The sequence below is a fragment of the Ruminococcus sp. CAG:57 genome, assembly GCF_000435935.1.
Taxonomy (GTDB): domain Bacteria; phylum Bacillota; class Clostridia; order Oscillospirales; family Ruminococcaceae; genus Hominimerdicola; species Hominimerdicola aceti.
The window spans coordinates 60,282-72,602 of sequence record NZ_FR890678.1 but is presented as its reverse complement, the minus strand read 5'-3'; the positions used below and the strand labels follow the sequence as shown (position 1 = coordinate 72,602).

10 protein-coding genes and 2 tRNA genes are annotated in these 12,321 nt (G+C 43.5%); 8 read left to right on the top strand and 4 right to left on the bottom strand.

Annotated features, from left to right (window positions below):
- Window positions 1-869: 869 nt before the first annotated feature.
- The gene (locus QVO88_RS00485) at window positions 870-1,607 is read right to left on the bottom strand and encodes a sigma-70 family RNA polymerase sigma factor (protein ID WP_022286572.1); all 738 of its coding nucleotides are present in this window, start codon (window positions 1,605-1,607) and stop codon (window positions 870-872) included.
- A complete protein-coding gene (locus QVO88_RS00480; protein WP_022286571.1) occupies window positions 1,604-2,755 on the bottom strand; it encodes a DUF6076 domain-containing protein in 1,152 nt (383 codons plus the stop codon). The genes QVO88_RS00485 and QVO88_RS00480 overlap by 4 nt, the downstream gene beginning before the upstream one ends.
- Window positions 2,756-3,345: 590 nt before the next feature.
- Here QVO88_RS00480 and QVO88_RS00475 point away from each other — a divergent pair.
- The 5 genes from QVO88_RS00475 (at window position 3,346) to xerC (ending at window position 8,218) form a co-directional block, all read left to right on the top strand.
- A complete protein-coding gene (locus QVO88_RS00475; RefSeq protein ID WP_022286570.1) occupies window positions 3,346-5,163 on the top strand; it encodes a DUF927 domain-containing protein in 1,818 nt (605 codons plus the stop codon).
- Window positions 5,164-5,538: 375 nt separating this feature from the next.
- Window positions 5,539-5,946, top strand: a complete 408-nt coding sequence (locus tag QVO88_RS00470) for a hypothetical protein (RefSeq protein ID WP_022286569.1) — start codon at window positions 5,539-5,541, stop codon at window positions 5,944-5,946.
- 2 nt (window positions 5,947-5,948) lie between these two features.
- On the top strand, window positions 5,949-6,362 hold the full coding sequence (locus tag QVO88_RS00465) for a hypothetical protein (RefSeq protein WP_022286568.1): 414 nt from the start codon (window positions 5,949-5,951) through the stop codon (window positions 6,360-6,362).
- Between the two features lie 261 nt (window positions 6,363-6,623).
- Entirely contained in the window at window positions 6,624-6,818 is a 195-nt protein-coding gene (locus QVO88_RS00460) for a helix-turn-helix domain-containing protein (RefSeq protein ID WP_022286567.1), read from the top strand.
- A 125-nt stretch (window positions 6,819-6,943) separates the two neighbouring features.
- Window positions 6,944-8,218: a tyrosine recombinase XerC gene (gene xerC / locus QVO88_RS00455; protein ID WP_022286566.1), complete on the top strand. Its 1,275-nt coding sequence runs from the start codon at window positions 6,944-6,946 to the stop codon at window positions 8,216-8,218.
- Between the two features lie 164 nt (window positions 8,219-8,382).
- Here the strand turns inward: xerC and QVO88_RS00450 are convergent.
- Both QVO88_RS00450 and QVO88_RS00445 read right to left on the bottom strand, forming a co-directional pair.
- A tRNA-Glu gene (locus tag QVO88_RS00450) sits at window positions 8,383-8,457 on the bottom strand.
- A 21-nt stretch (window positions 8,458-8,478) separates the two neighbouring features.
- Window positions 8,479-8,555 (bottom strand) — tRNA-Met (locus QVO88_RS00445).
- A 301-nt stretch (window positions 8,556-8,856) separates the two neighbouring features.
- Between QVO88_RS00445 and ppk1 the strand changes: the two genes are divergently transcribed.
- The 3 genes from ppk1 (at window position 8,857) to QVO88_RS00430 (ending at window position 12,310) form a co-directional block, all read left to right on the top strand.
- Complete coding sequence (gene ppk1, locus QVO88_RS00440) at window positions 8,857-10,917, top strand: polyphosphate kinase 1 (RefSeq protein ID WP_022286565.1); 2,061 nt, start codon at window positions 8,857-8,859, stop codon at window positions 10,915-10,917.
- Window positions 10,914-11,828, top strand: coding sequence for a CorA family divalent cation transporter (locus QVO88_RS00435; protein ID WP_022286564.1), 915 nt, complete (start codon window positions 10,914-10,916; stop codon window positions 11,826-11,828). Before ppk1 ends, QVO88_RS00435 begins: the two co-directional genes overlap by 4 nt.
- 149 nt (window positions 11,829-11,977) lie before the next feature.
- Window positions 11,978-12,310, top strand: coding sequence for a hypothetical protein (locus tag QVO88_RS00430; protein ID WP_288177657.1), 333 nt, complete (start codon window positions 11,978-11,980; stop codon window positions 12,308-12,310).
- Window positions 12,311-12,321 lie beyond the last annotated feature (11 nt).

Here is a 12,321-nt window from a genome sequence, read left to right as displayed (position 1 = left end):
CGACCACCTTATCACCCTTCATCAGCGTAAGCTTGAAAAAGTCATTTTTGCATTCATTTCATTGTAGCATACTTTTCATATTTTTTCAATATATGTTTACATTTTTTAACGTAAATGTAACACACACCTGCCTTTAACAGTGGCTAAAACGCCAGTTGAACAGTAAAATGATTCTAATTTATCACTTCTCCCCAAATCCACCACTCAATTTTCATCACATCTGCCACTACCATTCCACGAATAATTGTGATATACCGTACTTCCAAACCAATCACGGAGGTATCAAAAATGAACTATATAAAAGACCTTTACTACGGCAATTTAGGCTTTTCGACGCAAAAATTCGGGACAATTCGCAGTATGCCAAGCTGATGAAAACCGAGGCTGATCTGTATGACCAGATAATCAAAATTCTCGGAGATGAAAACGGTGAACTGCTCAAAAAGATATGTGACACCCAGTTTTAGCTTAACGATGTAATGTCCGTGGATAACTACTCAGCCGGATTCCGTGACGGCGAAAAGCTGATGATTGACGTGCTCCTCGGCAAGAATGAAAATCTGAGTAAGGTGTAGCTCTCCGTCAAAATCTGCCGTACAAAGCTTACATTCTCGCAAGTGCCGTAAAACCCGCACTTTATGAGTAATACCACGCCTCAAAAAAAGCATACAATAGCGTACAAGCGTACTACAGCCACTCCGTTGTAATATGCTTGTTTGTTTTGTGTTATGCAAATGTAATGCGAGCCGAAACCTCGCAAAACGCTGAGAATACTGGGCAAATAGCTCTTTGTAATGCGGTAATACGGAGCAAAAATGGAGTACGCATACTACCTGAATTCCCATTCTGGAAACTCGATAGAACATAGGTCAGTCAATATACTCTTTCAACTTTTTCAGAGCCGACTTAACGCCCTTTTCCACCGTGCCGGCGTTAACGCAGAACTCCTCCCCAATTTGTTCAAAGGTCTGCGGAGCGCACCCGATGCCAAAATACATTCGGATATATTCCGCTTGCCGATGACTTAGAATGTCGTCCAGACTGTCCGCCAACAGCATGGCAAAAGCCTGATTTTCCTGCTCCAGCATTAGATCTTCGGGATTCAGACAATCGGACCTAAGCTTATCTTCAAGCTTGTCATCCTGCATACCCTCACCACTTTCAAGCATTGATTGGTACTCATCAATGCTTGTTTTCTCTTTTGTGCTTAAAATCAGCAACTCCTCGGATTTGTCCGCTGATATTTTGAGTATTTGACTTACGATTTCAATAAGTTCGGATGTGTTGCTTTCGGCATTGGCTGAAACGATTTTCCTCACCTTTCCTATCTGCTTGTTCAAATAAGGCGAAATACTCACCGTATCGAGAATAAAGCGGAGTTCTTCGAGCATTTTCAACTTAACACCCTTACAGGCATATGTCCAAAAAGGCACACCGCTGTTCTCGTCAAAGGTCTTCGACTGCTCAATCAGTGAAATGTAGCCGACCTTCTGCAAGTCCTCAAAAGCCTCAAATGCAAGATTGTATGATTTTGCAAGAGAATGTGCAAGTGCGTATACGTTGCGGTAATTATCCTGAATCAGCTGTTCATTTGTGTTCTTGGTCATTGTTCTTCCCCGATATTTAATGTCTTGTAAAGCGTGTGCTTTTCAAAAAGCTCTTCGAGCGTTTTGTACGTTATCAGATTTCCATTCTCGTCACTTTTGCCCCGAATTGCCTTGTCACGCATGGTTTCAAGGTAGTGCAGAATTTTGTCGTAATCCGCATCCGAAATACTTCCTCGGAATTTCTGCTGATAATATTTGTTCCTCGCCTTGTGGTAGGTCTGGATAATCGGATTGTTCTCAGCCTTTTCCTTGTGCTTGTTTTTCGCGCCAGTCTGACGGCAGGTTCTGTTGGGATTTTCGGGAGACTTTTCATTGCAGTAAAACGTCTTGTAGCTGTCAGTCGCAAGGAAAAAACGTCCGCAGTGGTGACAGCGAAAAGGCGCTCTGCCGTGCTGCATTCCTCTGAAAAAATCGTATTGAATAACGCTTTGCGCATTATGAAATTCGCAGGTATCAACCACCCATGTCTTGTCTTTATCATCGGGATCAATCATTCCCGAAACGCCGATATTTACGTCCATGGTTTCACGAACTCTTGCCTTTTCATAGTACGGCACGCTCGCCATCAGCTCACTCGAAAGTGTGGAATATTCGTTAAACGCACCCCACGCAATCGCATAGTTGCTTTCGTCACGTTTCTTAAGCCGTGTAAAATATTCATCTGACATTTCGGCTATGCAGCAGGCGATTATGTAAAGCCCAATCCCGTACCCCGAAAACAACTTTTTGTACCTCTCATACTCCGCAAACTCCTCCGACGTCATATCATACAGCCTGCCGTAGAAAGCCTTGCTCTTCATTATTTCGGCACGCTGTTTTTCTTTTTTCAGGTCAATATTCACATAGCAGTACGGTGGTAAAGTCACCGCAATTTGTTCGATTTCGATTATGCGGTCAACAAATTCCGTCATAGTCTGCTCGTTTTTCATCGCCATATTATTATCTGCAAACCCCGCAAAAGAGACGGTTAAGTCATAAATCTTTTTCATATCCTCAGCTTTCATATTCAGCAGAGCCGTTGTGATTTCGCCAACCTTCAAAGCTATTTTTGTTGTGAAAATTCTATTCTTGTGAATAAGAAAATAGAAATTAAAAAAGCTGTCGTCGGGCATATCGTAATTCGGATTGTTTGAAATTGCATTGTTCATGTCAAGTACCCCTCAAAAGTGTATCTATAGGTCAGCTCTAAAATCCTATGCCGCAGATGTGCGGTGGAGGTTTTTAGCGGTGACCTGTATTTATTATATCACACTTTTTCAGATTTGTGGTAACTTTTATTGTACAATTGATATAAGCATTTGAAACCATGTAGTGAATGGATTTTTTGCCTGTAATGCGATTTGATAAATTAGAAAAAATTCGCCTAATTAATATACAGAGCGAATGATTGACGGAATCTTGAAAATTGAATAATCGGTAACCGAATACGTTATTTCTGACGGAGGGGTGATGAACTGTTCCAGCTGCTGAAGATGTACGCCATGACTTTTGTATTTCAAAACGAGCGACAAATACAATCTTCAACCTGCATCTAGCAACTGCAGTTGGCGATGAAAATCAGAAACGGATACTTACGTTTCAGCTTGCTGACATTGCACGTTCTCGAGCGTGATACCAACCGTCGCAAGCAATAGGAACGCTGCTCTATGAGCCTGATAAGCTGTCGGGCGTTCGGCTAATGTTTGAAAGCGCAGGACACACCACAACAACTACATAAATTAAAAAAGGAGTGATGCCAATGTCAGAAATCATGACAGAAGGAAAAAAAGCAAAACTGATTGATGAAACAGTCTACAATTATCCCTACGTTGTTAAAAGCAATTGCCTTTATGAAATGGTTCAGGTGAAAGATCAGGTCGTTCCAATGAAACTTGCAGACTTTGTTCCCACACTTATTTCGGAAATCACCAGAGATGACGGCACAGAGCAAAAGAAAATGTTCAAGGTCGGTGCGGTTCACAAGTCGGGAATTAAACTGTCGGAGCAGATTGTTTCCGCAGACGAAATGCAAAACATGAAATGGCTCTTAAACCGCTGGGGTGCATTGGGTGCTGCACAGCCTAAGCAAAACGTGCTAAGTAAAATCTGCCACGCAATTATGTTAACGAAAGGTGAGGTGAAATTTGAAACTATGTATCTCCAAACTGGTTGGAAGAAGATAAACGGTGAGTATGTGTTCCTGATGCCGACGCAGAACAGTCCGTTTACCGTTGAACTGCAGGGCAAGCTGAAAAACTATTCTTTCACTGAAAAGGGTTCGCAGGAGGACTTGATTTACTTGTCTGCAATGCTTGAAAACAGTTTTGCACCGCAGTGTGTTATGCTACCGCTGCTGGCGGTAACGTTTCTGTGTCCGCTCAATCACTTTCTGAAAAGTGCAGGCTGTGAGCCAAAGTTTGTGACTGCGCTGATTGGTAAGACGGGTAGTCGTAAATCCACACTTGCAGCGCTGTTCCTTTCGTTCTTCGGAAAGTTTTCAGCAAGCGACCTACCGATGTCATTCCACGACACAGCGAATAGCATTTTGAGCAACATATACTATTTAAAAGACGTGTTGACTTGCATTGACGATTTTCATCCGAGCGGAATGTTTCACGAACAGGAGATGAAAAGCATTGCGCAGAATATTTCGCGATACTACGGTGATAGAATTGGTCGTGCGCGACTAAATTCAAAAGCGGAGTTACAATCTTCAAAACCGCCTACAGGCAATGCAATTATCACAGCGGAGTACACTCCTGAAATTTCCGTGTCGGGTTCGGCGAGATACTTCAATATTGAACTTAATGAAAACGATGTTCAGCTTGATGACCTGTCAGAATATCAGCAGTTAGCAAATGACGGAGTGCTGTGTGGGATTATGCAAAGCTACATTGAGTGGATTAAAAATGTGTATCTTGATGATGAAAGTGCTTTTGTAAAAACACTCGAAGATGTGTTTTTGAAATACCGCAAGTTTTATCTGGACAGGCTGTGTGCAAACAGAATTAAGTTTCACAACCGCACACCCGACATGCTTGCACACTTGAAAATCGGGTTTGCATTTCTGCTTGTGTTTCTTAAATCGAAAAATCAAATCAACAAGTCGGAGCTTGATAAATTTGAAAAGGTGTTCGACGAGATCGTTTTGAAAGCTGTGTCTGCAAACGCAGAAATCATCGAGCTTGAAAATCCGACCACTCGCTTCTGTGAGAAGCTGAAAAGTCTGCTGGACAGCGGCAGGTGCTATGTAGAAACAAAAGGGCTTGACTCCACGCCCCGTCAGAGAAACTGCATCGGCTTGCAGGACGATGAGCACTACTACCTGTTCGCAGACACAACACACTCCGAGGTGCGAAAGCTGTGCGCCGAGCAGGGCGAGCATTTTTCTATTAGCAAAAATGAGCTACTCCGTCAGCTTCGTAAAGAGGGCTTGCTGCTGTCAAGGACAAGCCGCAACACGGTCTCGGTCAGGGATAACTCCAACACAGTAGTGAATGTGGCGATGCTGAATAAGCTAAAGATGGAAGAACGGCTATCGGGCGATTTGTACCGCCCCACAGCCGAGGTCGGATAGTTTAACCAACGAGCCAACAAAACGCCGCTGTGAGCGATTTGTCGGCGTTTGTGAGCGAGGTACAGCAAGATATTTTTTGCAGAAGGAAGATGAGAAAAATGGAGTAAAATCGGCTGTCGGCATATTGCACGGGCCGGGTAAATTCCAAGCGGTTATGACGTAGAGGAATAAGATTGCAGGTTAAAGCGGCGGGGTCGCCGCATTCACAGCGGACGGCAAAGCCGACCGCAATTGCGAGCTTTTGGGCAAGGTCTTGTGCAGTATTTTAGGGGGTTGTGGTTTTGGGGTGTGTTACCATAAGAGGGCAACGCTGCGAAATCACGACCGAAATATCAGCGAAAGAACAAAGTCGAACAGTATTAAGGAGGCGTTTCCATGGCGAACAAAGAAAAACAAGCGGTGTGGCTCTACCCGGAAGTAAAAGAACTGCTGACCACTCATATGGCGGCAGCAAATGCAAAGTCGCAGAGCGATTTTATTGAAAAAGCGATAAGGTTTTATGCAGGATATCTTGATTGTAATTCGGAGAATATGACAGAGTATCTCGGTGAAACGGTATCAGCTGTCATTGACGGGATCGTAAAAGGCAGTGAGCAGCGTATCAGCAGAGCATTGTTCAAGCTGGCGGTGCAGTCTGCAATACAGTCGCACATACTTGCGGCGGTGACAGATGTCGATGAAACCGATGTCGGTAAGCTGTACGGAATGTGTACTGAAGATGTGCGCAGGACAAACGGCATTATTGATTTCAGAAATGCCTACAAATATCAGAAGGAGGATTGACCTTGGATAAAATCAGAACAGGGATTTATGTGTCCGGTGATGTGCTTGCAGAGTGTGATGATTATTGTACAAAGCAGGACATCAGCCGCTCGGAACTGATAGAGCAGGAACTGAAATTGTTTCTTGCGACAAGAACTATCTATACCAAGAGTAATGTTCTTGTGCCGGAGCTTGCGGAGTGCATTGCTCAGGCAAGCGATGAAGGCATAACAAAAATATCAAAAGGCTTGTTCAGATATGCAGTCGAGGTTGAAATGCTGATAGCTATTCTCGCAGGCGTCTTTGAGGTTAGCAAGAACGAGTTGAAGGACATCAGGCGCGAGGCGGTCAACAATGTCAGACGCACAAGAGGGAAAATCAATCTTGATGATCTGATAACAAGAAACTTTGATGAGGGTATAGCCGATGATGAATAATCTGAACAAGCATCGATAGAGTAACGGAACGTGACGAGGTCTCCGATGAGTGGACGAATCCTTACCTCATATTAAGTTGTGTAACAAAACGTTGCTGTATGTCAGCTTTACTGACATGAGAACACGTAATATATTTCCGACATACCAAGGGTACAACATTTCACTGTACCCTTGAAAACACTATGAAAGGACAGCTGTAAAAATGAACATCACACATACCATAAGCAGAATTACCAAAACAACAAGGAGAGCGATAATACAATGGCAGAAAACAAAAACGAAACAAAGATCACCATGCTTACGATCAAGGAGGCGGCTGCTCTTGTAAACGGCATGACCGAGTACAGAGTACGTCAGATGTGCATCAACGATCAAATTCCGCACATAATGGCCGGCAGAAAGTATCTCATTAACAAAGATATTTTTCTGAACTATCTCCGTGGAAAAACATCGTAAGAAATTAGCTCATAGGAAAGATACAAGTATACGGCGGCGCATTTCTCTGGACTTTTCCACCGAGATGTGGTAAAATGTTGTCGGTAGAAATGCGCCATGGTTTTGAAACGGAGGTTTTAATATATATGGCGACTATTAGAAAGCGTCCCAATGGGACTTACGAAATAAAGGTATCATGCGGCTACGGCGTAGACGGTAAGCAGCGCAACCAGTACAAGAGCTACAAACCTGAGCCTGGTATGACACCTCGGCAGATCGAAAAGGAGGTGCAGCGTCAAGCAATACTTTTCGAGGAGGACTGCAAGCGAGGACAGATAACTGCGGCAGTCAAGTTTGAGACATTTGCCGAACAGTGGTTTGAAGAATATGCAAAGGTCAATCTGCGTTCCACATCATATTCGAGAATGAAACAACTCACCAAACGCATATACCCAGCACTTGGTCATAAAAGACTTGACAAAATAACGAGTCGAGATATTCAGAAATTTGTGACTGACTTGCTTATCAACGGCAAGAACATGAACAACGGAAAGCCGCTGTCACGCAAAACAGCGGTGCATCATCTCAGCCTTATCAGCGATGTGTTCAGCTACGCTATCCGTATGGGAATGCTGACTGACAACCCTTGCAGACGGGTGGTTGTTCCAAAATCCGAGCAAGAGGAAAAGCAGATATATACGCTGGACGAGGTAAAAACACTCTACGAACATTTAAGGGACGAGCCTATGAAATACCAGGTGTACCTTCTGCTTTCGATATACAGCGGCTTCAGGCGCAGCGAAATGCTGGGATTGGAATGGAAAGATATCGACTTTGAGAACAGCCTGATCCATGTCCGCAGAACATCTCAGTATACAAAGGAAAAGGGCATATACACCGACACCACCAAGACGCGAAAGTCCAAGCGTGTGTCAAAGTTTCCACCGTCTATAATGAATCTGCTAAAGCAGTTCAAGACAGAGCAGGACAAGGAAGCGAAACAGCTCGGTACAAAATGGGAGGACCACGACAGGCTGTTCACCAAATGGAACGGCGCACCTATGAATCCGCAGACTCCCTTTGAGTGGCTTCAGGGCTACTGCGAGCGCATCGGAATACCGTTTCGAAATATTCACTCTCTACGTCACCTCCATGCCTCGCTATTGATTTTTGAGGGTGTGGACGTTGTAGCGGTGTCCGCAGATATGGGACATAGCGTTGTTGGAACGACCTTAAATTTATATTCCCATATGTTCCAAGAGGCGAGAGCACGCAACTGCGATGCGATAAGCAACGCTCTAAGCTTCACGAACGAGGTTAAAGCGAAAGAAGAAAAGCACTCCGAGGACAGCACAGAGGGCACCTACGAAGATGAGGACGAGCAGGAAGAAGAACAGTTCGGACAAGTTTTCGGGGCATAAAAATAACCGCAGGGCACAAGCCTTGCGGGGTACATAGAACACAGCCAAGAGGTAGTCGAAAGCGGTTATTTTCAAAATAAGTGGCAGATAAGTGGTTGAGTGGATTTTAGGGAAAAATAAAAACTCAGAAACAACGCATTTACGCTGTTTCCGAGCATATGATTTGGTGACCCGTACGGGAATTGAACCCATGATTCCGCCGTGAAAGGGCGGCGTCTTAACCTCTTGACCAACGGGCCGATTTTTCGCTATGAGAAATGTGGTAGCGGTAACTGGATTTGAACCGGTGACACCCTGGGTATGAACCAAGTGCTCTAGCCAACTGAGCTATACCGCCATATGCGTTTCTCATAGCGACTTGATTATTATACACTATTTATGCCCCGTTGTCAACCTTTTTTGCGCAAAAAGTTTGGACTTTTTTGATTTTTGCCTTTTTGCACAGTATTATGCTTTCACTAAAAAAGCAAATGCGTCATTTTGCATAATTTTTGTGTGCAGCTACAATATAGGAAGTGTAAAATAAGAATATTTTACATGAATTTTGCTTAAAACTCTTTAACAGTTTGCCGTTTTGTGATATAATATATTAAATCAGTATAGATGTTTTGATATCATAATAAAAGGAGTATGGCACAATGAAAAATGTGTTTATGAATAGAGAGCTGTCATGGCTGAAATTTAATGAAAGAGTCCTTGAGGAAGCTGAGCGTGAGTGCGTGCCACTCTGTGAAAGACTTTCTTTTGCTTCTATCTATCAGAGCAATCTGGACGAGTTCTTTATGGTCCGTGTAGGCTCGCTTACTGACCAGATGGAGGTCGATCCAGACAGCAGGGAAAATAAAACAAATATGACCGCTAAGGAACAGCTCAAAGCCGTTATCGCTAGAGTGGGCGAGCTTAACGAGCGTAAAAATAAGATATACGCTGACCTTATGAAGAAAATAGCCGAGCAGGGCGTTGCTCTTGTTGATTTTTCCAAGCTTACAGCGGAGGAAAATTCTCAGTTGGAGCAGTATTTTCTCAATCAGATAGCTCCGCTCCTGTCGCCTATGGTGGTGGGAAAAAGACAGCCTTTCCCTTTCCTTAAAAATAAGGATATCTATGCCGCAGTTGTCCTTGAAAGCAAAAATTCCAAGGAGAAGCTGGGTGTTATCTCCTGCGGAAGTGAGGTCTTTCCAAGACTTATAAAGGTCGGTTCAACAGGCAAGTATATGCTCTCTGAGGAGCTTATCCTCCACTATGTACCTAAAATTTTCAAGGGCTACACCGTCAAGTCAAAGTCGCTTATAAGAGTTACAAGAAATGCTGATATCGACGCTGATGCACTTTACGACGAAGATCTTGATTACCGTGAGTTCATGGCTGACCTTATCAAGAAAAGAAAGCGTCTTGCACCTGTCAGACTGGAGCTTTCAAGACAGCTTGATAACAATATCGTTGACCTGCTCTGCAAACAGCTTGAAGTGAATAAAAAATCTGTTTTCAGAAACAGCACTCCTCTTGATCTGTCATTCCTGTTCCAGATACAGGATATACTCAGACAGAAAACCGAGCTTTTCTATAAAAAGAGAGTTCCGCAGAGGTTTACTGCCTTTGACGATAACAAGCCTATACTGCCGCAGATAAAAAAGAAAGACAGACTGCTTTCTTATCCTTTTGATAGCATAAAGCCTTTTATCAATATGCTCCGTGAGGCGGCTGACGATAAAAATGTGGTGTCTATAAAAATGACATTGTATCGTGTGGCAAAGCACAGTGAGGTGGTCGAAGCCCTTTGTGAAGCCGCAGAGAACGGCAAGGACGTTCTTGTATTGGTGGAGCTTAAGGCGAGATTTGATGAGGAAAATAATATCGAGTGGTCACGCCGACTCGAAAAGGCTGGCTGTACTGTTATCTATGGTCTGGAGGGCTATAAGGTACATTCAAAGCTTTGCCTTATCACAAAGCGTTCAGGCACAAAGACCGAGTATTATACTCAGATAGGCACTGGAAACTACAACGAGAAAACTTCAAGACTTTATACCGACCTGTCTGTTATGACCTGCGATAAGGACATCGCAAAGGACGCTATAGACGTGTTCAATGCTCTTGCTTCTGACGATACTGTAAAGAGCGTTGACAAGCTTCTTGTTGCACCGAATTGTCTGCAAAACAAGGTGCTTGATATGATAGACGAGCAGATAGCCATAGCACAATCAGGGGGAGAGGGCTATATAGGCGTGAAGATAAATTCTCTCACTGATAAGAAGATAATCGACAGATTTATCGAAGCTTCAAGAGCAGGCGTTAAGATAGACCTTGTGGTAAGAGGCATATGCTGTCTTATCCCAGGCGTTGAGGGCGAAACCGACAACATCAGGATAATAAGCATTGTAGGACGTTTTCTTGAACATTCCCGTATCTATATGTTTGGCAAGGGCGAGGAAAGAAAGATATATATTGCTTCCGCAGACTTTATGACAAGAAATACCCTCAGACGTGTTGAGGTCGCTACACCTATTCTTGACGAGGATATCAAGTCTCAGATAAGCATGATGTTCGACAAAATGCTTGCAGATAATTGTCAAGCAAGAGAGCTTGACTCTGACGGGGAATATACCCTTGTTTCAGACGGCAAAGAGCCGCTCAATTCTCAGGAACTTTTCTATGACCTTGCCTATGAAAGAGCTTCAAAGGCGGAGGTCGAGGATAAATGACCATATTTGCCCTGAAGGGTTCACTTGAAGAAATAACACCGGCACAGCTAAGCGAACAAACTTGCTCAGCTGTGTTTATTACCGACTCTGCTCACGCAGAGGAAACCCTCAGAACGGCGAACATAACCTACGAGGGCGTGATATCCCTGCGTGACGTTGTGTTCTGTAAGATAGAATCACAGCCTTTCTGTCTGGCAGGCACGCTTTCTATCCCCAAGCTTCTTGACATAAAGGGAAGCCGACACAGGATACAGTTTTTTATTGACAACAAAAACATGGTGATAATAGACGATGAGGAGTTCTCGCTCAGGTTAGTCCAACGCATACAGAGAAGCAGGCATAATCAGGGAGAGAGCAGGGAGCATTTTATCTACAATTTTTTCAGCGAATTTATGCTCCGTGACACCGAGCTTCTTGCGGAACATGAGCAAAAGCTTATGGAGCTTGAGGAAAACGTAAACGATGGCAAGACGGACGATTTTCTTGAAACCATAACGCCTATCAGAAAAGAGCTTCTTATTTTGAGAAGCTACTATGATGAAATAATGGATCTGGGCAGAGAGCTTGAAGAGGACGAGAACGGCTTCTTTGAGAAAAAGCAGAAAAAATATTTCGGCACTATCTCAGACCGTGCCGACAGGCTCATGGGCAGAACTGTACATCTTCTTGAATATGCAACGCAGGTGCGAGACGCTTATCAGTCCCATGTCAATGCTCAGCAGAACAAGAATATGGAGTTTCTTACGGTCATATCCACTATATTTTTCCCTCTGACCCTTATCACAGGCTGGTATGGCATGAACTTTCAGAATATGCCCGAACTTAAAGAGGGGTATCCGGGTGTTATAGCCCTTAGTGTAATAGTAGTGATAGTGTGTATAATCTTTTTCAAACGAAAGAAAATGCTTTAAGGCGGACTTTGTTCCGCCTTTTTTTCGTGCTAAAGGTCAGAAATGGCGGTAAATTCATATTTCACCTCTTGAATTTGGATAATAATTGTGCTATAATAACTTTATATTTGCGAAAAGAGGTGACTTGTCTGAATAAAGAATTACTGCTATTGCTGTTGAAGCTGGCAGCAGGCTGTGTCGTAATAATGACCTTTATCGTCATTGCCTGCCTTATCACTCCCAAAATAGCACGATTTATTGAAAAACGTCACCCTGAGCTTGCCGAAAAGGACGATCCCGAAAGGGTGGACGGTGAGGATACAGGGAATGATCCTGAGAACTATAAAGTACAGGGCATATTTGATAAGTCCCACCTTGATGACTGGGATCCAAACTATAAAATATATAATGAGGATATTTACGCCTTTAATTTCAAGAAGAAAAAGAAAAACGGCAGTGCCGCTCCTCCTGCGAACAGCAGCGAAAAGGACGACAATGCCTGAATGATATAAGA